Origin of the sequence: Paenibacillus vandeheii, assembly GCF_030433635.1 — a bacterium.
In the GTDB taxonomy this organism is placed as follows: Bacteria; Bacillota; Bacilli; order Paenibacillales; family Paenibacillaceae; genus Paenibacillus; species Paenibacillus vandeheii.
The window spans coordinates 442,528-465,218 of the sequence record NZ_JAROCD010000003.1 but is presented as its reverse complement, the minus strand read 5'-3'; the positions used below and the strand labels follow the sequence as shown (position 1 = coordinate 465,218).

The 22,691-nt window shown below is 46.9% G+C and carries 23 protein-coding genes; 1 reads left to right on the top strand and 22 read right to left on the bottom strand.

Annotated elements, in window-relative coordinates; all coding sequences use genetic code 11:
- Positions 1-19: 19 nt before the first annotated feature.
- The 4 genes from rnhB to rplS all read right to left on the bottom strand — a co-directional run bounded on the left by rnhB (position 20) and on the right by rplS (position 3,374).
- Positions 20-724: a ribonuclease HII gene (gene rnhB, locus P5G61_RS07650; protein ID WP_301245948.1), complete on the bottom strand. Its 705-nt coding sequence runs from the start codon at positions 722-724 to the stop codon at positions 20-22.
- A gap of 400 nt (positions 725-1,124) precedes the next feature.
- On the bottom strand, positions 1,125-1,988 hold the full coding sequence (gene ylqF / locus P5G61_RS07645; protein WP_079346996.1) for a ribosome biogenesis GTPase YlqF: 864 nt from the start codon (positions 1,986-1,988) through the stop codon (positions 1,125-1,127).
- A 167-nt stretch (positions 1,989-2,155) separates the two neighbouring features.
- Positions 2,156-2,776: a signal peptidase I gene (lepB, locus tag P5G61_RS07640; protein ID WP_024630191.1), complete on the bottom strand. Its 621-nt coding sequence runs from the start codon at positions 2,774-2,776 to the stop codon at positions 2,156-2,158.
- Positions 2,777-3,032: 256 nt separating this feature from the next.
- Entirely contained in the window at positions 3,033-3,374 is a 342-nt protein-coding gene (gene rplS, locus P5G61_RS07635; RefSeq protein WP_024630190.1) for a 50S ribosomal protein L19, read from the bottom strand.
- 334 nt (positions 3,375-3,708) lie between these two features.
- Between rplS and P5G61_RS07630 the strand changes: the two genes are divergently transcribed.
- The gene (locus P5G61_RS07630) at positions 3,709-4,674 is read left to right on the top strand and encodes a polysaccharide deacetylase family protein (protein WP_301245947.1); all 966 of its coding nucleotides are present in this window, start codon (positions 3,709-3,711) and stop codon (positions 4,672-4,674) included.
- Position 4,675: 1 nt separating this feature from the next.
- On the opposite strand, the gene P5G61_RS07625 is transcribed toward P5G61_RS07630, so the two are convergent.
- The 18 genes from P5G61_RS07625 to fapR all read right to left on the bottom strand — a co-directional run bounded on the left by P5G61_RS07625 (position 4,676) and on the right by fapR (position 22,630).
- The gene (locus tag P5G61_RS07625) at positions 4,676-5,932 is read right to left on the bottom strand and encodes a hypothetical protein (RefSeq protein ID WP_301245946.1); all 1,257 of its coding nucleotides are present in this window, start codon (positions 5,930-5,932) and stop codon (positions 4,676-4,678) included.
- A 215-nt stretch (positions 5,933-6,147) separates the two neighbouring features.
- Positions 6,148-6,915: a tRNA (guanosine(37)-N1)-methyltransferase TrmD gene (gene trmD / locus P5G61_RS07620; RefSeq protein ID WP_301245945.1), complete on the bottom strand. Its 768-nt coding sequence runs from the start codon at positions 6,913-6,915 to the stop codon at positions 6,148-6,150.
- Between the two features lies 1 nt (position 6,916).
- Complete coding sequence (gene rimM, locus P5G61_RS07615) at positions 6,917-7,429, bottom strand: ribosome maturation factor RimM (protein ID WP_301245944.1); 513 nt, start codon at positions 7,427-7,429, stop codon at positions 6,917-6,919.
- A gap of 135 nt (positions 7,430-7,564) precedes the next feature.
- Entirely contained in the window at positions 7,565-7,795 is a 231-nt protein-coding gene (locus tag P5G61_RS07610; RefSeq protein ID WP_024630185.1) for a KH domain-containing protein, read from the bottom strand.
- A 23-nt stretch (positions 7,796-7,818) separates the two neighbouring features.
- A complete protein-coding gene (rpsP, locus tag P5G61_RS07605; protein WP_024630184.1) occupies positions 7,819-8,091 on the bottom strand; it encodes a 30S ribosomal protein S16 in 273 nt (90 codons plus the stop codon).
- Positions 8,092-8,145: 54 nt separating this feature from the next.
- Positions 8,146-9,522, bottom strand: a complete 1,377-nt coding sequence (ffh, locus tag P5G61_RS07600; protein ID WP_063564662.1) for a signal recognition particle protein — start codon at positions 9,520-9,522, stop codon at positions 8,146-8,148.
- Positions 9,523-9,587: 65 nt separating this feature from the next.
- Positions 9,588-9,938 carry a putative DNA-binding protein gene (locus tag P5G61_RS07595; RefSeq protein WP_301245943.1) on the bottom strand — a complete coding sequence of 117 codons (351 nt, stop codon included), beginning with the start codon at positions 9,936-9,938 and terminating at the stop codon, positions 9,588-9,590.
- A 261-nt stretch (positions 9,939-10,199) separates the two neighbouring features.
- Complete coding sequence (gene trhA, locus P5G61_RS07590; RefSeq protein WP_301245942.1) at positions 10,200-10,847, bottom strand: PAQR family membrane homeostasis protein TrhA; 648 nt, start codon at positions 10,845-10,847, stop codon at positions 10,200-10,202.
- Between the two features lie 134 nt (positions 10,848-10,981).
- Positions 10,982-11,995, bottom strand: coding sequence for a signal recognition particle-docking protein FtsY (ftsY, locus tag P5G61_RS07585; RefSeq protein ID WP_301245941.1), 1,014 nt, complete (start codon positions 11,993-11,995; stop codon positions 10,982-10,984).
- A gap of 74 nt (positions 11,996-12,069) precedes the next feature.
- Positions 12,070-15,639 carry a chromosome segregation protein SMC gene (gene smc, locus P5G61_RS07580; RefSeq protein WP_301245940.1) on the bottom strand — a complete coding sequence of 1,190 codons (3,570 nt, stop codon included), beginning with the start codon at positions 15,637-15,639 and terminating at the stop codon, positions 12,070-12,072.
- A 189-nt stretch (positions 15,640-15,828) separates the two neighbouring features.
- Positions 15,829-16,527, bottom strand: coding sequence for a ribonuclease III (gene rnc, locus P5G61_RS07575; protein ID WP_024630178.1), 699 nt, complete (start codon positions 16,525-16,527; stop codon positions 15,829-15,831).
- A 13-nt stretch (positions 16,528-16,540) separates the two neighbouring features.
- Positions 16,541-17,779, bottom strand: coding sequence for a beta-ketoacyl-ACP synthase II (fabF, locus tag P5G61_RS07570; protein WP_090993440.1), 1,239 nt, complete (start codon positions 17,777-17,779; stop codon positions 16,541-16,543).
- A gap of 180 nt (positions 17,780-17,959) precedes the next feature.
- The gene (gene acpP / locus P5G61_RS07565) at positions 17,960-18,193 is read right to left on the bottom strand and encodes an acyl carrier protein (RefSeq protein ID WP_024630176.1); all 234 of its coding nucleotides are present in this window, start codon (positions 18,191-18,193) and stop codon (positions 17,960-17,962) included.
- A 151-nt stretch (positions 18,194-18,344) separates the two neighbouring features.
- A complete protein-coding gene (fabG, locus tag P5G61_RS07560) occupies positions 18,345-19,094 on the bottom strand; it encodes a 3-oxoacyl-[acyl-carrier-protein] reductase (protein ID WP_301245939.1) in 750 nt (249 codons plus the stop codon).
- A gap of 37 nt (positions 19,095-19,131) precedes the next feature.
- Positions 19,132-20,064 (bottom strand): ACP S-malonyltransferase, encoded by a 933-nt coding sequence (gene fabD / locus P5G61_RS07555; RefSeq protein ID WP_301245938.1) that lies wholly within the window; start codon positions 20,062-20,064, stop codon positions 19,132-19,134.
- Positions 20,065-20,091: 27 nt separating this feature from the next.
- On the bottom strand, positions 20,092-21,081 hold the full coding sequence (locus tag P5G61_RS07550) for a beta-ketoacyl-ACP synthase III (protein ID WP_024630173.1): 990 nt from the start codon (positions 21,079-21,081) through the stop codon (positions 20,092-20,094).
- Positions 21,082-21,089: 8 nt separating this feature from the next.
- The gene (plsX, locus tag P5G61_RS07545; RefSeq protein ID WP_024630172.1) at positions 21,090-22,085 is read right to left on the bottom strand and encodes a phosphate acyltransferase PlsX; all 996 of its coding nucleotides are present in this window, start codon (positions 22,083-22,085) and stop codon (positions 21,090-21,092) included.
- Positions 22,082-22,630, bottom strand: a complete 549-nt coding sequence (gene fapR / locus P5G61_RS07540; RefSeq protein ID WP_052016600.1) for a transcription factor FapR — start codon at positions 22,628-22,630, stop codon at positions 22,082-22,084. The genes plsX and fapR overlap by 4 nt, the downstream gene beginning before the upstream one ends.
- Positions 22,631-22,691: the final 61 nt, after the last annotated feature.

Genomic DNA, 22,691 nt, shown 5'->3' with positions numbered 1-22,691 from the left:
CCCTCCGTGTGTGGTCTATTTAAAATAAAGTGTGCTGCTCTCCGAGCAAATTGCCGAGAAAACTGCGACGGTGCATGGGTGTAGCACCCAAAGCCATAATTTGTTCACGATGAAATTTCGTTGCATATCCCTTATGTATTGATAAGCCATATTCCGGATATAACGTATCCCAGTCCTCTTTGCAAAGCCTATCCCGGGTAACCTTCGCAATAATGGATGCTGCCGCAATGGATTGACTGTTTGCATCGCCTTTAATAATGGACAACTGCGGTATATTCACATCTACCTTTTCGGCATCCACCAATAAATAGTCTGGAACGCCTTCAAGTGCTTCCACCGCACGTTTCATAGCAAGCCTTGCTGCCTGTTTAATATTCAGTTGATCAATCGTTTCCGCATCCGCATATCCGATCCCAACTGACAACGCCTTTTCCATAATGATGTCATATAATGCATCTCGCTTTTTCTCCGTTAATTTCTTGGAATCATTAACCCCTTCTAGAATCAGATCCCGAGGCAAAATAACGGCTGCGGCTACGACATCTCCAAATAAACAACCACGTCCCACCTCATCAATTCCGGCAATCCGTTCAAATCCGCTTTCCCAATATTCACGCTCATAGATTAGCAGATCTTTGGGCTCAACCCATTCCTTTTCCTTCTTTTTGGGTTCAACCAGGGCATCCAACTGTGTCAATTCAGTTATTTCATTCATATCATTCATTACAGTGTCATCTCCTCTGCCCACTCTTGCTTCAACGCATCACTTTTATATCATTTATTATATAGACGTAGATTCCCGATTTTTGTTCTATCAAATCCAATTAAACAAGACATAAATTTCCGTGAAGCCTATAGATAATACGATGATGAGTTATTATTTTATCGGTATCTGATGGCTTAAATTGAAGATATTCAGCATTGAGCAGGCTAAATCTTTATCACTCATCATAGCATGATTTACAATCCTCAGATATACGTACAAAACAATACCATAAAGTGCAATTTACTAGAATCGACTTCCAGCTCAATCAAAGTTCCTCTATTTTGACTTCCAGTATGACAAAAAGCGACCGCTCCCGGTAATCCGGTAACGGCCGCTTCTTTCGGCAGTTGTTTCGTATTTAATAAGGAGCTTCCATAGAGAAACGTCCCATTTTGCCCGCACGCAGTTCACGCAGAAATGCTCGCGATGCCTTTTCCAAATCGATACGCCCACCACTCACAACACAACCACGTATACGACCAACCTGTTCCATGATCGCAACGACACTGTCTGAATCATCCGCATCCTTAGAGAACTCCTGAAGTCCATATCGTTCTTCAAGAGAATCCCAGTAATAGCGCATCAGGTAACTAATGCCAAAAAAGGCGATGTCTTCTGCATTCAGAATCTCTTCCTTGATTGCACCCGTTACCGCAAGACGATAACCCACGTTTTGATCTTCGAATTTCGGCCAAAGAATACCCGGGGTATCCAGCAGTTCCATTTCTTTACCCACTTTGATCCACTGTTGTCCCTTTGTCACACCAGGACGATCTCCCGTTGCCGCAATGTTCCGTCCAGCCAGTCGGTTAATTAGCGTGGATTTACCCACGTTTGGAATACCAACAATCAGTCCACGAACCGCTCGAGGGTTAATCCCTTTAGCTATTTGACGGTCAATTTTTTCTTTAAGGAGAAGCTTCGCTTGTGTTGGGATGTCTTTCACGTTGGTACCTGTTGAAGCATCTACAGGAAAAGCCGTGATTCCCTCTTTTTTGAAATATTCAATCCATTCTTGCGTCACTTTTGGATCAGCCAAGTCGGACTTATTCAACAAAATCATCCGGGGTTTGCCCTGTAAAATCTCGTCAATCATCGGGTTGCGGCTGGAGACAGGCAGACGGGCATCCAGCAGTTCGATGACCACGTCAATCAGCTTTAACTTATCCTGAATCTGGCGTCTGGCTCGGGTCATATGACCTGGAAACCATTGAATCGTCACCTTGTCTTCACCTCATTATTTGTTGATATACAAGCTTTAACTATAACATCCACACCGTATCACTTCGCTGGCAAAATAATCTTCCGGTCATTATTATCCCCAGATTATCTCTGCCCTCTACGTTTTAGTGTATATTTTATATTTTGCTTGTATATCCTGCATTCATATTAATGGTTAATCCACTTGATATCGCCGATCGGCCAGAAAATCACATCTGCACGACCTACAATATCCGTCAGTGACACATAACCGATCATCCGGCTATCCGTACTGTTCGGGCGGTTATCCCCCATTACAAAAACATGACCTTCAGGTACTTTCCCATCCGGGAATTGCTCATTAGGGAAGTCCTTCACGTTGTAAGTTCCACCGTTCGCTTCAGCAGCATCGATTGCTCCCTGAATGTAAGTCTCATCGACTTTTTTACCATTGACGAGAACCGTATCGTCCTGAACCTCAACGGTATCACCAGCAACAGCAATGACACGTTTAATGAAATCACGACCTTCAGATGGAACGTGGAATACGATAACTTCTCCGCGCTGTGGTTCCCTGATATCATATAAGATTTCATTGACGATCACACGTTCACCTGTATGAAAATTCGGCTGCATGGAAGGCCCGTCCACAACAAACGGTTTGAACAGCAACCACCGAATTAATATGACAAGTACTAGTGCAATCACGATGGCTTTGAGCCATTCGAAAATTTCATTTTTGGCTTTTTTGGATCGACTGCCTTTCTCTTCGGCAGCATTGCCCTGGTCCTGTTGAACTTCCTGTTCCATTAATGATCTTCCTCTCTTCACAGTACATGTTATAGCAGTTTGTACACATCATCAGTTATGTAATCTTACATGCAAGCATTACCAGTACATTTAATCCACAATTCAAATGTTCTTCAATAACTGATTTCACAAGCCTCCCGGACTATTCGCGCATGTGCCGCCATACCATTTTACTCGGAAGTGCACCTCCGGTTCAACTTTTCCCGGACAAAAACGAAAAGGGCTTGTCTCCAAGCCCTCCCCGGTATCCGTTATATTAACGAATTTCTTTAATTCTCGCTGCTTTACCGCGTAGTTCACGAAGATAATAAAGCTTCGCACGACGCACTTTACCACGGCGAGCCACTTCGATTCTATCGATTTTAGGGGAATGAAGCGGGAAAGCTCTTTCCACACCTACACCGTAAGAAATTTTACGAACTGTAAAAGTCTCACTGATTCCACCACCACGGCGTTTAATCACAACACCTTCGAACAATTGGATACGCTCACGAGTTCCCTCGATTACCTTAACGTGCACTTTCAAAGTGTCACCAGGACGAAAACTCGGAATATCCTTACGAAGTTGTTCTTGTGTAATCGCTTGAACGATATTCATCTATGACTCCCTCCTTCCGTACAGGCGTTCATACTTCTTCCAGAGAACACCTTGTCTCCTTCATTATCCATAGAGGACCGCCGTATTCCACATAACAGACTTATTGTATCACGCACCATAACAAAACACAAGGAAAAATAAACAAATTAGAAGTTCCACCGCGATGGATCGTCATGATTAGTATTCTGGAATATGTCAAGCATTAGACGGAAAAAATACTGTAACTTTCTGTCAAGACAGATCGTCTATGATATAGCTTGTTGGATTACGTGCTGAAGCATCAAAGATGTACTCCCACGAAGAAATGAATTGTAAAAGGAGAACCAATAGAATTATGAAACACTTGAAAAAAATCACGCTTGCCGTACTCGCTGTAATCACTTGTACTATTACGATGTATGCGTATGCGGTAACTCATCCTACCAATGCAATGTCCCACAAAGCATGCACGTCCTGGGATATGGTAAAACGTAAGGCATTTCTAATGTCTCACTCCGATTATTCCAGCAAACCTGTACTTGATCAAGCTACCTTTCACATCGCACAAGGTTCGGCAACTGAAGTACCTGTACTGATGTATCATTACATACAGCCCAAAATCAACAACCATGAAAAAAACAACAAATCGATCATTAATCTGGAAGACTTCGAAGAAAACATGAAATATCTGCATGAAGAAGGTTACAACACAATTACACTGGAGCAGCTTGAGCAATACGTGAATGGACAGATCTCCCTGCCCCAAAAGTCTATTGTCATCACCTTTGATGATGGCTATCAGAACAATTATACTTTAGCCTACCCTGTGCTCAAAAAATATAATTTCCATGCTTCCCTGTTTGTCATCGGCAGCAAAATTCAGGATCAGCCTTCGGCTTTTGATCCAGACAAAAAAACATTTATCTCCAAACAGGAGATGCAAGCCGCTAAGGACGTTTTTGAGTTCAATAGCCATACCTATAATCTGCATCACAAGGGGTATATGCGTTGCGGTGACAACGTACCCGTCGGACTCGACACAAGTCTGCTGAATGATGACGTCAAACTAATGAAGGCAACCGGTATAGACACGCCGTATATGGCCTATCCATTCGGCTATATCAGCACGCAGATGATCTATCAACTACAGAAAAATGGGTATCGCATGGCCTTTTCCGTACGTTCAGGTTTTGTCCGACCCGGGGATAATCCCATGAAGCTCCCACGATTAACGGTTACGACAGGAACCGATTTGGCTGTATTGCTCCACCCTGAATCAAAACAACAGGAAATCCTTCCTGTCGTAGAGATCAGTCATTAGGCTAGATTGAAACTTCCCCGCCCGGATAAAGAGTCGAGCTATACAGTCTTTTCGGCTGAAGCTGGGCTCTTTTTATGTCCAAAGCGGTTGGAGTGGTTAGATCCATCACTGAGCTGGAATAGATCACGGCCTCATGTGCATCATAGATGATGATCTGTTCCCTGCCGCTCTGACACAAGTCTGCATGTACGGCGTAGCCCTCTTTTCCAAACTCTGCAACGGTTCGCATGTGACCATTCACCAAAGAAGGCAGGACGCCTCCACCTCGACGATAAGCCAGAATATAGTCAACCCCGCTGTCATCCCAGTTACATACAGGTTCAATAATGGTTAACCACCCTCGAGTTTTACGATCTTCTTTCCAAAGTTCTTTTCCTTCGCTATCCAGCATAAACATCCCATCCTTGCCATTCTCATCTCCTCGAATGATCCGATCCAGGCCTGCAATCTGTAAACCTTGCCTTCCCGCACAAAATTTTCCCAATGCGATATGCTGCGATTCAATTGAATCTTCATAACGCCATTTCTCATTACCGTACCGATCCATCATCACCGTGACACTGCCACCGATAACAATCTCAACCTCTCCATCCTCATCCACATCGCCAAACCATATACAGTCTGCGTGATCATCAAGATTCTGACAGGACCATAATAGTGTTCCATCATGATCCAGCATGTCATACCCGGCCATCACTTCATCCTTGCCATCCCCATCGATATCGTATACCCACGGAAAATGACCTATGTTGCCTTCATGCTTCCACAACAAATTGAAATCATGGTCTAATGCCCATAACGTCTTATATCGATCCTTCAGCAGGATATCCATACTGTGTTGGTCTCCAGTGAGGTTGGCAAGAATAATACAGTCATGCGCTTGTTCTCCAGGTAGATCATGACGTTTCTTTATCTCTCCCGTTCTTCCGTCCAGAATAAGAACTTGCTTGTTCATTACACACAGCACTTCATTATTTCCGTCCCCATCCCAATCTGCGATCTGAGCGGGATAGTCTGACCCTGGCCCCCCTGCATCCGGATCCGGTGTTCCGACCTGCCAAATTAATGTTCCATCCAGATCATATGCCGACAAACAGCATACCTGATGCGGAACGTAACGATCGTCTATGCCTCCATCAGCCTGCACCAACAGCATCTCAAGCCTGCCATCTCCATTCAGATCTCCCAGAAGCATCTTGCAGCGCTCTCCTGCTTCGCTAATATTCACACTACCAATTTCATAAGGTTGATGATCCATATTTCTTCCTCCTCAGCATGTCGTGTTCATACGCTTCTAGCTGAGATCACCATAAAGATATTTCCCAATTTAAACAACCCTATTTCGGAACATGCAAAAAAGTTAAATGTGGCAAAAATGTTCTATACAAAAAAGACCAACCTATATATCACAAGGCTGGTCTTTCAAGCTTTTCAATGAGATTATTTTACGTGCTCAAAAGAGATATCATCAAATTACTCAGCATTCTTTTCACGATTGGAACGAATCTTATTCAGCCAAATCCGTTCTTTGTCCGTCAAGTCCGCCGTCTCCAACATATCCGGTCTGCGTTCCAACGTACGAAGCAAGGACTGTTCCCTGCGCCATGCCTCAATATTCAGGTGATGTCCGGATAATAGCATATCTGGCACCTTCATACCTCTGAATTCCGGAGGACGTGTGTAGTGCGGATATTCGAGCAATCCGGTGCTGAATGAATCCGTTACAGCACTTGTCTCATTCCCCAGCACACCGGGAATAAGGCGTACAATACTATCAATCGCCACCATCGCAGGCAGCTCGCCGCCAGTCAGCACGTAATCACCAATTGACAATTCGTCCGTCACGAGAAATTCACGGATACGTTCATCATAGCCTTCATAATGTCCGCAAATAAAAATCAGATGATCTTCCTGTACAAGTTCTTCTGCTTTTTTCTGTGTGAACGTCTCACCTTGCGGACACATTAGAATAATACGTGGCGGTTTCATCGTTGCCGCTGCTTCGCCCCGTTGCTCTAACACATCCTCGACGGCAGCAAAGATTGGATCTGGCTTTAATACCATACCCCCACCTCCGCCGTAAGGTGCATCATCGACTGTATTATGTTTATTGGTCGCAAAATTCCGAAAGTTTGTTGCCCCTAAGGACACAAGCCCCTTGGTTTGGGCTTTGCCCAGAATGCTCGTCCCAAACACGCCTTCGAACATTTCCGGAAATAAAGTTAATACATCCACTTTCATGTTACAGCAGCCCTTCCATCAGGTGAACCTTGACCTGCTGCTGATCAACGTCTACGTCAAGAACAACATCATCGATGACCGGAAGCAGAATTTCTTTGCCTGCCGGTGTTTTGACAACCCATACGTCATTCGCGCCCGGAGTCAAAATTTCAGATATGGTTCCAAGTGTTTCACCTTCATCTGTAATGACCGAACATCCAACAATTTGGTGGAAGTAATATTCATTCTCCTCCAGCTCAGCCAAGTTTTCTTTCAACACTTTGGCCATGCCACCCTTGAACTTCTCCACTTCATTGATATCTCCATATTCCTTCAGACGAAGAATGTACATATTTTTATGCAATCGTGCAGATTCCACATTAACCAATACGGGATGATTATCTGGTGTAAAAAGAAAAAGTTCCGCATCTTTAGCGAACCGTACTTCAGGGAAATCGGTTAAAGGCATAATTCTCAACTCACCACGAATGCCGTGTGTATTGACGATCTTACCTACATTCATAAATTCTGCCATAAGTTCCTCCTGCAATCCATACTATAAAATTTTATTGTTAATCCTAAAATCAATTTATTTGATGGGTTTTATTAATAATTTCAGCATGCACGAAAAGGGGCTAGGACATGCATCCTAACCCCCTTTCGTATATCTTTAAGATATGATATCGACGGTTACCCGTTTATCCATCTTAACTGCTGCTGATGTGACGACCGTACGAAGAGACTTTGCGATTCGTCCCTGTTTACCAATCACTTTCCCAACATCGTCAGGATGAACGGTTAACTCATATACGACAAGCCGATCTTTCTCAACCGTCCGAACCGCCACATCTTCCGGATGATCGACCAAAGCCTTAGCAATTATGCTTACTAATTCTTCCATAGATGACCCTCCGAATCAGCACCTTATTTAGTCAATTTAGACTCGTGGAACTTCTTCATCACGCCCGCTTTGCTCAGCAAGTTGCGGACAGTGTCGGATGCTTGCGCACCGTTTTGAAGCCATTGCAATGCTTTATCTTCATCGATCTTAACAACAGCCGGTTGTTCAACCGGGTTGTAGTAACCGATCTCCTCGATAAAACGACCGTCACGTGGGGAACGGGAATCCGATACCACTACGCGGTAGAAAGGAGCTTTGTGAGCACCCATACGTTTCAGACGAATACGAACTGCCATTTGAAAATTCACCTCCTTCAATGAAATCTGTATATCGTTCAGCTGCAATTGGAATCAACGGAAAGGAAACTTCATTCCTTTACCTAGACCCTTAAGCTGCTTCATCGCTTTGTTTTTGCCGCCTTTAGGTCCCATCATATCCGAGAACTGTTTCATCATACGACGCATCTCATCAAATTGCTTGATCAGACGGTTTACTTCAGCCAGGGATGTTCCACTACCTGTAGCAATCCGCTTCCGGCGGCTATGGTTGATCATATCCGGGTTACGTTTCTCCTCGGTCGTCATGGAGTACACGATCGCTTCAATCCGGCCCATCTGTTTATCATCAACCTTCAGGTCCTTAGCTTGTTTCATCTTGCCCATACCGGGAATCATATCCATGATCTGATCGATTGGTCCCAGCTTTTTCACTTGATCCATCTGTTCAAGGAAATCTTCGAACGTGAATTCTGCATTACGCATCTTCCGTTCCATTTCCTTGGCTTTGTCGGTATCAATGTTGGACTGTGCCTTCTCAATCAGAGAGAGCATGTCACCCATACCAAGAATACGTGAAGCCATACGCTCTGGATGGAAAGGCTCAAGTGCATCCAGTTTCTCTCCAAGGGAGGCAAACTTGATTGGGCAACCGGTAACTGCTTTAACGGAAAGCGCCGCACCACCACGAGTGTCTCCATCCAGCTTGGTCAGAACGACACCGGTCAGATTAAGCTGCTGGTTAAAGTGTTCTGCCACATTAACCGCATCCTGACCTGTCATGCTGTCCACGACAAGCAATACTTCATCCGGGTTCACTACGCTGTGAATCTGACGAAGTTCTTCCATCAATTCTTCATCGACGTGCAGACGTCCAGCTGTATCAATAATGACGTAGTCATTACCATTATCCTTGGCATGCTGCAGACCCTGACGTGCGATCTCTACAGGGCTTGTCTGATCTCCCAGTGTAAATACTGGCGCTTTAATCTGCTCGCCAAGCACTTGCAACTGCTTGATCGCTGCTGGACGATAAATATCTCCTGCAACAAGCAACGGTCTGCTATTTTGCTTCTGCAGCATCTTGGCCAGTTTACCGGATGTGGTCGTTTTACCCGCACCCTGCAAACCAACCATCATCAGTACTGTAGGCGGTTTGTTTGCTTTGGCCAGCTTCGACTGGCTTCCACCCATCAAATCCGTCAGTTCCTTGTTTACGATGTCGATAATGACCATTCCTGGCGTGAAGCTCTCCATCACTTCTTTGCCAACAGCCTTCTCTTTCACCTTGGCGATGAATTCCTTGACCACTTTGAAGTTTACATCCGCTTCGAGCAATGCCAGACGTACCTCGCGCATCGCTTCGGCAACATCTTCATCAGACACCTTGCCTTTGCCACGGAGCTTGCTGAACACATTCTGCAATCGGGTCGTTAATCCTTCAAATGCCATGATCCCACCTCCTTAAGCTGTAATACTGTTTTCAGGACCGATACGTTTCGTTCAACTCTTACGAACTATTCTCTGAGCTGATGAACAATATCGTGTATTTGTTGGTTGTTATCAATGGAAACACCTGCGCGTTCCAATGCATTTTGCAAATCTTCAAGATTACGGTTGCGCTGTTCGTGCTTCTCCAGCAAGCCAAGCTTGCTTTCGTAATTTTCCAGCACTTGTTCGGCACGCTTGATATGCTCGTATACCGCCTGGCGGCTGATCTCAAACTCGGCTGCAATCTCACCCAGCGAGAAATCATCATGAAAGTAATACTTTAGAAAAGTCTGCTGTTTCTCTGTGAGTAAGCTTTCATAGAAAGCAAACAGCAAGTTAATCCGGTTTGTCTTCTCAAGCCGGTTTTCTTGACTCATAACGGGGCACTCCCTTCGTCAAGGAAAAACACTTTACACTCTTGCAACGTTCCTAATAATACCTAAAACAAATCAGGTTGTCAAGCAAAAATACTTGTCACAATAAAAACGACTATTTGGAGCTCATATTTCGTGCCTACACGGTTGATTTCATCCATTCCTCTACTGTAAATTACAGTCTGCTTTGTCCTTTATATAGAACAAAAAAACGAATGCGTCTCCTCAGGTGGAGCCGATTCGTTTCAGATGACCAACCACACCCTAGCGAAGAGGAGTCAGATATATTAATACCATAAAGAAATGAAGAATACTGCCTGCCAGCACAAAGAGATGCCAAATCGCATGGTGGTAAGGAAAACCACGCCACACATAAAAAAGTGTACCCAGCGTATACATCAGTCCTCCAGCAACCAGCAGCACGATTCCGCCTGTAGGAATGGCAGCCACAAGCGGTTGCCAGGCGATAATGATGAGCCAGCCCATTGCAATATAGAAAATCGTGGACATGAATAGAAACTTTTTCGTAAAAAACGCCTTAAAGATCACGCCGAATAATGCAATGGCCCAGATCACACCGAACAAGCTCCAGCCGAGCGTGCCTCGAACAGCAATAAACAAAAGCGGAGTGTATGATCCCGCAATAAACAAATAAATCGAAGAATGATCAAAAATTTCAAATAAATCTTTTACTTTGCCATCTTTCCATGCATGCACGAGTGTTGAGCTTGTATAAAGCAGTAGCATCGTGATCCCGTAGATCGTGAAACTGACCACATGCCAGGCTGTGCCTTTTATACTGGAAAATACAATCAATAGCACCAGTGCAGCTACGCTGAGCGCAGCGCCGATACCATGAGTCACCGCATTGGCGACTTCTTCACGGCGGGAATAGGTATAGGTATTGGCCATTTCAACCGTCCTTTCTAATCCTGAGGAATTGCCTGTTTTATTTCATTATACACGTATTGCCACTGATATAATACGTGACACTTATCACGTATATCAGTGGCAATACGGTCAAACAATATTGATTTATTTAACGACTATGAATTGGATTCCTCTTCTTCTATGCTTTGCTCTGGCTGTTCCTGGATCAATCCCGCGAACAAAGCGTGCACGAATTGCTCTGAATCAAATTGTTGTAGATCATCAATTTTCTCACCTAGTCCCACGAGCTTCACTGGCAAGTCCAGCTCCTGACGGATCGCAACAACGATACCACCTTTGGCCGTTCCATCCAGTTTCGTCAATACGAGGCCAGTTACGCCACTTTTCTCACCGAAAAGTTTAGCCTGATTCAAGGCATTTTGGCCTGTTGTTGCATCCAGTACCATCAGTACTTCATGTGGAGCTTCCGGAATTTCACGCTGGATAACACGATAGATTTTGTTGAGTTCATCCATCAGATTGGATTTATTTTGTAGGCGACCCGCTGTATCACAAAGCAAAACATCGGCACCCCGTTGCTTCGCAGCCTGTACCGCATCATACATTACAGCGGCAGGGTCCGAGCCCGATTGCTGCTTGATAACATCTACACCAGCACGTTGTCCCCACACTTCCAATTGTTCAATCGCTCCGGCACGGAACGTATCACCTGCAGCCATGATGACTTTTTTACCCTGCTGCTTGAAGCGATACGCGAGCTTGCCAATCGTTGTCGTTTTACCAACACCGTTAACGCCGACAAACAAAATAACCGTGATCCCATTCGGATTCATTTTCAGTTCGTTATTCTGCTCACCGCGGAGCAGATCTGTCAGTTTCTCGGACAATACAGGCTGCAGCTCAGCCGCATCCTCGATTTTCCGTTTTTTGACTTCATCACGCAGGTCTTCAATCAGATTCATGACCGTATTGACACCTACGTCGGCTCCAATCAGAATCTCTTCCAATTCTTCGTAGAACTCTTCATCAATTTTTTTGCGGCGAATGACGAGATCCGATACTTTCTCTACAAGGCCTTTACGTGTCTTTTCCAATCCGTCCTTGAACTGTTTGGTGACCGACTCCGTTTTGCTTGCAATGCTGTCTCTCAGCTTTTTAAAAAAACTCATAAAGCCCCTCCATCGTGTACATTTCGTAGTTTAAATGATATTAGATGAGTTCATGTGTGACAATCACTCCAAGATCAGGCAATGACAGCTTCCTCATCTTCCAGTTTAACCGAAACGAGCTTGGATACTCCGCCCTCTTCCATCGTGACGCCATATAACACATCCGCTTCTTCCATTGTGCCTTTGCGGTGTGTAACAACGATGAATTGGGTTTGTTCCGAGAACTCACGCAAATACTGGGCAAAACGGACTACGTTCGCCTCATCCAGTGCTGCTTCAACTTCATCCAGTACGCAGAACGGTACAGGCTTCACATGCAGAATAGCGAACAACAATGCCATCGCAGTCAACGCTCGTTCTCCACCGGATAATAGTTGCAGGTTTTGCAGCTTTTTGCCTGGTGGCTGGGCGACGATATCAATGCCTGTGTCCAGCAAACGCTCAGGATCCATCAGGACCAGATCCGCCCGCCCCCCGCCAAACAGCTTGCTGAAGACCGTGCCGAACTCTCGACGAATCGCATCAAACGTCATCTTGAATCGCTTGGCCATCTCGTCTTCCATTTCCCGAATGACCTGATACAATGTTGTTTTCGCTTCAACAAGATCGTTCTTCTGCGTGCTGAGGAACTCATACCGCTCATTAACCCGCTGGAATTCCTCGATCGCTCCCAGATTGACATCACCAAGAGCCGTTATGCTGCGCTTCAGTTTCTGTACCTCTGCCTGTGTGCTTTCCACATCTTCTGGCACAGGATAACGCTCTTTGGCAAGTTCATAGCCGAGCTCATACTCATCCATCAGTTTGCGCAAAATGTTTTCCAACTCAACATCAAGTCTGTTCACGGAAATTTCCGTTTGGCGCAGCTGTTCCTCCACAGCTTTCAGCTGCGTGCGCTGTTCCTTCGTTTCACTCTCCGCAAGCTCAAGCTTTTTCGACAGCTCGCTTCGGGCAGCACGCTTGAAGTCCAGCTCCTGTGCAGATTCCGCTTTTTTCAGCTTGTATTGGTTAAGATCCTCAATCTGTTTAACACTTTCAGTCTCTGTTTTCTTCAGATCGGCTTCCATGGAGGCCAGCAGCGTGCGATTTTGACGTAAATCCTTCACCAGTGAATCCACTTCACGCTCCAGACGCCGCAATTGCTCCTCGTTGGAGAATCGCTCCTGATCCAGTTTCCCCTCTCGTACTTTCAGGTCGGTGAGCTGGGTCTGCAATTCCTCCTTCGCAGATTCATTCGCTTTACGCGCGAATTCTGCGGCATGAATGGCACGATGAGTCGCCTTCTCTTCTTCCTCAAGCTGCTCCAGCTTCTTCACAGCGACCTCGCGGGCTGTATCCATCTCTTTGATTTCTTCGGTAAACCCGCTCTTTTCCTGCCCGGCTACCGCAACCTGTTCCAGCACGTGGCGCAGCTCATGCTCAACCTGCTTCATTTCCATTGAAGCCTGCTGTTCTGCATTTCGGGTGTCGTCTCCAGACTGGCGCAGCTCGTCCAGCTTATCCTGACACTGCTCCAGTTGAGTTTTCACATCGTCCACACTGCGATGCAGTTTTACAATCTGATTCTCGGTGTCCACAATATCCTGATCCAGCTGGTCCAGCTGCCGTTTTCGGCTGAGCAAACTTACATTTTTCTTGTGCTGGCTACCACCAGTCATCGAACCACCTGCGTTAACCACATCGCCTTCCAAGGTTACCACCCGGAAACGATATTGGCAGCGAGCAGCGATTTTGTTGGCATCCTCCAGTTTTTCCGCAATAATGACATTTCCGAGCAAGCTTCCAATGATCGAAGCATATCGGGATTCGTATTGTACGAGATCCGCACCAATGCCGACAAACCCATCCATGCCTTCAATCATCGAACGTTCACCCGCACCAATGGTACGTGGACGAATAACATCCAGCGGGAGGAACGTAGCTCTGCCCAATTGACGTTGTTTCAGAAAAGCGATCGCCTGTCTAGAAACCGATTCATTCTCCATGACGACATGCTGCAGGGAAGCGCCCATCGCTGTCTCTACCGCAAGCTCGATCTTCTCAGGCACTTTAACGAGCTCTGCAACAGCCCCATGAACGCCGTTCAGTGTACCTTTGCGTGATGCCTTAAGTACTTCCTTGACACCCAACATGAAACCATCAAAATCATCCTGCATTTCTTTCATTGTATCGCGACGGGAAACCTGGGCCTCACGCTTCTGCTCCCATTTACGGACCGTTCCCCGGCTTTCTTCGAGCAGCTTCTGCAACGACTGGAGACGTTCACTTTCCGTAATATATCCACCGCGCAGATCACTGATTTCCTTGCCCAAGCGAATGACCTTTTTCTCAATCTCCGTTTTGCGGGCTTCCAGTGTTTCCTTCTGGCCTTCCCACTTGCCGGATTCCTCCGTCGCGCGATTCATTCGCCGTTCCAACGTCTCTTTCTGTTGGTCCGCGTAACGAATTTCATTTCGTGTCTGAGCCATCTGATTCATCAGTTCCAGCAAGTTGCCCTTAAGGCTTTCTTCCTGCTGTTGGCTAATGCCGCCAGTGACACCGATGAGTTTGGCCTCTTCTTCGGACAGTCGGTTTCTCACATCACTCAGTTCAAGCTCAAGTTTGGCAAACTTTTCGCGTAATGCAAGTAACTCGGCTTCACGCTCCCGATGTCTCTCTTCACTCGCTGCAAGCGTCACTCTAAGCTGTTCCTGATTCGTCTGCAAATGGCGCGAACGCTCCCTGAGCAGTTCCCCGAGTCCTTCGCTTTTCTCCGTTGCTTCACTGAATTGCAGTAAGGCAGATTGCAGCTGTTCTGTCTCCGTTTCCAGCGTACGCAGTGCATTCCGATCACTTTCCAGCTTGGCATCATGAGTGGAGACGATGGCAGCCAATCCGACTTCTTCTTGTTTCAACGATTCAAGTCGTTGGTTTGCTTTGCTCCAGGAAGCGTGAATTTGTTCGATCTGATACACATACATGGAGATTTCCTGTGATTTCAGCTGCCCACGCAATTCCTTGTAGTGGATTGCTTTCTCCGATTGTTCCTTTAACGGACCAATCTGGTCTTCCAGCTCAGTGACCAGATCATGAATGCGCAATAAATTCTGTTCCGTCTCATCCAGTTTGCGAGTAGCATCCCGTTTGCGAGATTTATATTTAACAATACCTGATGCCTCTTCAAAGATCCCCCTGCGATCCTCTGAACGGGTACTCAGAATCTCTTCGATTCGTCCCTGCCCAATAATCGAGTAAGCTTCCTTGCCGATCCCGGTATCCATAAACAATTCCGTAATATCCTTCAAACGACAGGACTGCTTGTTGATAAAATATTCACTGTCTCCACTGCGATGTACACGACGCGTCACCGTCACTTCGCCAAAATCCAAAGCAAGCGCATGATCCTCGTTATCCAGCGTCAGCGAAACTTCACCATAATTAACAGCCTTCCGTGCATCACTGCCGGCAAAAATGATATCTTCCATCTTGCCACCACGCAGTGATTTGGCGCTTTGTTCCCCAAGAACCCAGCGTATGCCGTCTGAAATGTTACTTTTCCCACTTCCGTTCGGGCCTACAACAGCGGTAATGCCACGAACGAATTCCATTTCCGTTTTGTCGGCGAATGACTTGAATCCACCCAGTTCAATCCGTTTTAAAAACATAGGGTTTCCCGTCACCTCCTCTTGCAAATTTCAAGTGTTGCATTCAGCGCCTAGTTATCGATCAAGAAAAGCAAATCCTGATCCTCCTTACAAAAAAAAGAGCAAAAAGCAGTCCGGCCGATAAATTCCGCCAGGCGGACCCGCGGGCTGCTCTTTGCTCTTCGTTTGTCTATGCGCTTACGGTAAAGCTCAGGCTTCCGGAAGCTTCAGTCGATCCAGTGCTGCGGATGCAGCCTGTTGCTCGGCTTCCTTTTTGGAACGTCCTGTACCTCTTCCAAGCCGTTCTTGACCCATATGGACCTCGGAGACAAACTCCCGTTCATGGGCAGGGCCCCGTTCCTCAACGATACGGTATTCAAGAGCTCCCATATTGTGATGCTGAGTGAGTTCCTGCAATTCCGTTTTGTAATCGCTCATTTGAAGCTTGCTGCCCAGAACGATTAACGGAAATACATGCTGATCCAGAAATGTCCGGACAGGCGCCAATCCCTGATCCAGATATAATGCACCGATGAAAGATTCAAACACATCCGCTAATAAAGCCGGTCTTGTTCGTCCTCCCGTCAGTTCCTCACCTTTACCAAGAAGTACATACTGCCCAAAACCCAACGCTTCAGCAAATTTGACGAGGGAAGGCTCACAGACAATCGATGCCCGCAGCTTGGTTAATTCACCCTCTGGCCGGTTAGGAAACAAGTGATACAAGTATTCCGACACAGTCAGTTCCAGTACCGCATCGCCCAGAAACTCCAGACGTTCGTTATCCTGATGCTGACTGAACCGGTGCTCGTTTACATAAGAAGCATGGGTAAACGCTTGTTTTAAAAGCTGCCTGTTGTCAAATTTGATTTGAAGTTTGTGTTGTAACTGCTTCAGATCTTCACTCAAACGAACTAGCCCCTTATGCTTCAAATTTTTTGAGAATAATGGTGGCATTGTGACCGCCGAACCCAAATGAATTGGACATGGCAATATTGACTTTAGTTTGACGTGGAACGTTTGGAACGTAGTCCAGATCACATTCCGGGTCCTGATTTTCCAGGTTAATTGTTGGAGCAAGCGTCTGATGTGTCAGCGACAATCCGCAGATTACAGCTTCCACGCCACCCGCAGCACCAAGCATATGACCTGTCATCGATTTAGTGGAACTCACCGCAAGCTTGTACGCATGATCGCCAAACGCTTTTTTGATCGCAAGCGTTTCGGATCTGTCACCTACAGGTGTTGATGTTCCGTGTGCATTGATATAGTCCACTTCTTCCGGTTCAATTCCAGCATTACGCAGAGCCATCTTCATGCAGCGTGCTGCTCCATCCGGATCAGGTTCTGTCATGTGATGTGCGTCACCAGTGAGACCGTAACCAATTATTTCACCATAAATACGGGCACCACGTTTTTGTGCATGTTCAAGAGATTCAAGGATCAGAACTCCCGCGCCTTCGCCCATGACAAATCCGTCACGTTCAGTATCAAAAGGACGGCTCGACTTAGCCGGATCATCATTACGTGTAGACATGGCACGCATTGCACAGAACCCAGCCAGACCGGTTGGTCTGATCGTCGCTTCCGCACCACCACAGATCATCGCGTCCGCATCTCCGTTTGCAATCAGCTTGAAGGAATCTCCAATGGAGTGTGTTCCTGTAGCACAGGCTGTTACCACGTTGATGTTAGGACCTTTCGCCCCGAGAGAAATCGACATTTGGCCAGAAGCCATGTTGGAGATCATCATCGGAATGAAAAATGGACTTACGCGTTTAGGACCCTTTTGCAACAATGCATTATGTTGGTCTTCCCAAGTACCCAATCCACCGATACCCGATCCGATGGACACACCGAAGCGCTCTGCATCAATGTTCTCGTCAATTTTCAGACCACTGTCTTCAACGGCTTTGAAGCCAGCTGCTACAGCGAATTGAACAAAACGGTCCATTTTACGTGCATCTTTGCGATCCATGTACTCTTCCGGGTTGAAATCCTTGATCTCGGCTGCAATTTGAGTGGTATATTCACTTACATCAAACGCCTCAATCTGAGAGATTCCGGACTTGCCTGCCATTAAACTTCCCCAGAACGTTTCCAAATCTTTTCCGAGCGATGTCATTACGCCCATTCCGGTAATTACAACTCTTTGTTTCAAACCAACTCACCTCTATATCGACTGCATTACGCAAGTATTTTGTGGGAATATCCGCAAGCAGACGTCTAGCCAAGCATGATCCGAAGATCTGTTTGACCAGCGCCGCTTACGGAATAAGAAAAACCAATGAATGATGAGAAGTCCCGCCTGTTCGAAAACAGGAGCGGGACTGAATTGACTTTAGGTATGAGATTGTATGTAGTTTACAACTTCACCTACGGTCGTGATTTTTTCTGCATCTTCATCAGAGATTTCCAAATCGAATTCATCTTCCAATTCCATGACCAATTCCACTACATCCAAAGAATCAGCACCCAAATCTTCTTTGAAAGATGCTTCAAGTGTAACTTCAGCTTCGTCTGCGCCCAAGCGGTCGACGACGATGCGTTTTACACGCTCCAATACATCGGACATCCGGTTCACCTCCTCCTTGGTATTATACGAGAATCGCAGGCAAAATGCCATAGAAGACATATGCGGCTCCCGGCCGGGGAACCCGGCCTTTTTCCGGCATTTCGGATCGTCCAGCGCCTGTTCCCCGACTATTGTTCAAGTCCGGGAAGAATTACATGTACATGCCACCATCAACATGCAGTGTCTGCCCTGTCATATAAGATGAAGCTTCTGAAGCCAGGAACGTGACAACACCGGCAATTTCATCCGGCTGGCCCAGACGGGACAACGGAATACCGTTCAACATGCCATCTACCAGATCCTGAGACAATTCCTTCGTCATATCGGTCTCAATAAATCCCGGTGCAACGCAGTTGACTGTGATGCCGCGGGAAGCAAGCTCACGTGCAGATGCCTTCGTCAAACCGATGACCCCTGCTTTCGCAGCAACATAGTTGGCTTGTCCAGCATTTCCGAGAACACCCACAACCGAGGAGATATTGATAATTCTTCCTGACCGCTGCTTCATCATTGGACGTGTAACCGCCTTAAGGCAGTTAAACACCCCTTTGAGATTGGTTTCGATCACCTGATCGAATTCCTCTTCTTTCATGCGCATGATCAGATTATCACGAGTAATTCCAGCATTGTTGACAAGAATATCAACGTTGCCCCACGCTTCAATCGTAGCTTTGACCATTTGCTCGGCTTCGTCCATCTGGCCTACATTCGCTTGTATCGTTATGGCCTCGACACCTTTGGCACGAATTGCTTCCGCTACTTCCTCAGCTGCCGCTTGACTGCCCGCATAATTCACGGCCACATTGGCGCCTGCCTCGGCCAAAGCGAGTGCAATACTGCGCCCAATGCCACGAGATGCACCAGTAACGAGCGCATTTTTGCCTTGTAATGGTTTAGACATCATCATTCCTCCTTTCCCCAAATCTAATCATGGTTAATCAAATCAGTGCAGCTGCCGTTGCTTCGAGCGTCTCAAGACTGTTTACATTGTACAGTTTAACGGTTTTATCTGTTTTTTTAATCAAACCGGTTAATACACTGCCAGATCCAATCTCAATAAACGTATCCACACCTTGCTCAATAAGCCATGTCACACTGTCTTCCCATAAAACCGGAGAATAGACCTGTGCCGTCAACAAATCCTGTACCTTACCGTCCTCCACAGGTCTTGCAGTCACATTTGCGACTACAGGGACCGTCCCGGGTGAGAACGAAACAGTTTTCAGTTTCTCGGCCAGCTTCTCTGCTGCATCCTTCATTAAGGACGAATGGAACGGACCGCTTACTTCAAGTGTGATGGCACGTTTGCCGCCCGCTTCCTTGACCCGTTCAGCGACAGCAGCTACCCCTTCCTTCACACCGGAAATCACGATTTGTCCCGGACAATTTATGTTGGCGAGTTCAACTGCATGACCACTTTCGGATACGTCCCGGCAAAGCACCCCCAGCGCTTCCCGATCCGCACCCAATACAGCAGCCATCGCTCCCTGTCCACCAGGAACAGCCTGTTCCATATATTGACCGCGTGCACGCACAATACTTACCGCATCCGCGAACGAAAGAACGCCCGCTGCTACCAGTGCACTGTATTCACCAAGGCTGTGTCCAGCTGTATAATCAGGCTGAACTCCTTTTTCTCTAAAAGCCTCAAGCAATGCGATACTGGCTGTCAGCAGAGCCGGTTGCGTATTCGATGTTTGTTTCAAGTCGGTCTCTGGTCCTTGGAATACCAAGTTGCTCAGCGAGAAACCCAACGTTTCGTCCGCTGTACGAAAAATCTCTGTTGCCGCAGGCACGGACTCATACGCGTCCTTGGCCATGCCTACAGCCTGCGATCCCTGTCCGGGAAATACAAATGCTATTTTAGCCATGCCACTAATCTCTCCCAGCTGTCTAGTTTACCAAACAAGTACGGATGCGCCCCACGTCAGTCCGCCACCGAAACCTACCATCAGGACAGTATCTCCGGCTTTCATGCGACCTTCTTCAGCGGCTTCAACCAAAGCAAGCGGGATGGAAGCTGCAGATGTGTTGGCATATTTATCCACGTTGACCACAACTTTCTCTTCTGGAAGCTCAAGTCGCTGCATTGCAGATTGGATAATCCGGATATTAGCTTGGTGAGGAACAAACAAATCCACGTCCGTACGTTCCAGGCCAGCCTTGCGCAGCACTTCGACTGTCGCTGTACCCATCACCCGTACTGCAAATTTAAACACTTCACGGCCATTCATGTAAATGTAATGTTTTTTGTTCTCAACCGTTTCTACGGATGCAGGCAGTCGTGAACCGCCGCCCTCCATTTGAAGCAGGCTGCCGCCCGCACCTTCAGCTCCGAGATCGAATGATTTGAATCCACGGCCTTCCGGAACTTCACCCACAATAACCGCGCCTGCACCATCGCCAAACAGCACACAGGTGTTACGGTCGGTATAGTCGGTAATACGAGACAAACAATCTGCACCAATAACAAGTGCATTATTGTACATGCCGCTTTTGATGAAGCTGGTTGCTGTCGCCAGACCATATACAAATCCCGAGCAGGCAGCAGACAAATCAAATGCCGCAGCGCCCTTGGCACCAAGCTTATCTTGCAGAATACAAGCAGTAGATGGGAACGAAGAGTCCGGTGTAATGGTTGCCACAATAATTAGATCGAGATCACTACCAGTCATACCAGCAGATTCAAGTGCTTTGATAGCCGCCTCGTATGCGAGATCCGAAGTTGCCTGATCCGGTGCAGCGATGTGACGCTCCTTGATTCCTGTACGACTGACGATCCACTCATCATTCGTATCGACCATTTTCTCCAAATCGCTGTTTGTCAAAATTTTCTCAGGTACATATTTGCCTGTACCGATAACCCCTACCGGGCGCAAATTATTCATGTCGTCACTCACTTCCCGCTAATTTCCTTAGATATGCTCTCCACCAGCTGGTTCTGTACTGCAATCCGTGCTTGGCGCACAGCATTTTTGATGGCATTGCCATCAGCTGATCCATGGCTTTTCACCACAAGTCTGCTCAAACCGAGGAGCGGTGCACCACCATGCTCGGTATAATCCAGTTTCCGTTTCAAACCACGCAGCTCAGGCATAAGCACAGCAGCAGCCAGTTTGCTTTTGAGAGATGATGAAAATTGTTCCTTAAGCAGAGCGAAAATGGCACCTGCTGTGCCTTCAAGCGATTTCAGCAATATATTTCCGGCAAACCCATCACACACAAGCACATCACACGCACCTGTTAGCACGTCACGGGCCTCTACGTTACCAACAAAACGGATCGGAAGTTGCTCCAGCAAAGGATATGCATGTTTGGTCAACTCATTCCCTTTACCCGGCTCCGTTCCCACATTGAGCAAGCCAACTCTTGGCGAGGCAATTCCCTGCACTTTTTGCCGATACAAGCTGCCCATCAGACCATACTGTGCAAGGTGTTCCGGTTTCGCATCCATATTCGCCCCGAGATCAAGTGCCAGCACACCCACATCATCAATCGTGGGAATCATGGGCGCAAGTGCCGGGCGCTCAATGCCTTCCATACGACCGACCACAAGCAATCCGGCTGTCATCAGTGCTCCGGTATTGCCCGCGGAGATCATGGCATCCGCTTCGCCTTCCTTCAACATCCGGCCTGCGACTACCATGGAGGCATCCTTTTTACGCCGGACAGCCTTCACTGGCTCGTCATCCGAACCAATCACTTCGGAAGCATGGCGAACCGTCAGATTGGCAGGTTTAGCGCCTGACTTGCTCAGAAGAGGTTCCAGCTTGGCTTCATCGCCGACCAGAACGATCTGTGTATCCGCCCATTCTGTAGCTGCGGCGATCGCGCCTTCTACTGTTGCCGCAGGTGCGTTGTCGCCTCCCATGGCATCAATGACGATTTTCATTCCATATGACCTCCTTCTACGCTGTCTTCTCCACCAGAATGGTAGATTACAAAGTTGCCTTGAAACACCATTTCTTCACCCACGTAAGTAAAAACTTCCACTTTCGCTTTACCCTTTTGACCCGGGATCGATCTCACATATGCCTTCGCAATACATTTCTCTCCCAAATGAACCGAACGGACAAAACGAATGTCTGCGGAAGCCGTCAAAGCGATCTCATCATTGATAACGGCTACTGCCAGGGAATTGGCCTGTGCAAATACATAGTGCCCCCGAGCGATGCCCGTTCTTGAAAATACATGTTCTTCCTTTATTTCAAACAATGAAATCCCGCTCTTGTCCAGCTGCAGGTCCACAATATCACCGATAATCTCATGCAGGGGCAAGGAGCGCACCTGATCGTAAGAACGCTCGGCCATCAGCTTCATCCGCTCCCGCAGCTCGGGAATCCCAAGCTCAAGCCTGTCGAGACGAATCGTCTGAATACTCACCTTCAATTGGCGTGTAAGTTCCTGATCCGTCACAAACGGGTTGTCTTCGATCATTTTGGTCAACTGCTGCTGCCTCTGTCTCTTCGGTACACGTTCGATGCCTGACACCCCCCGC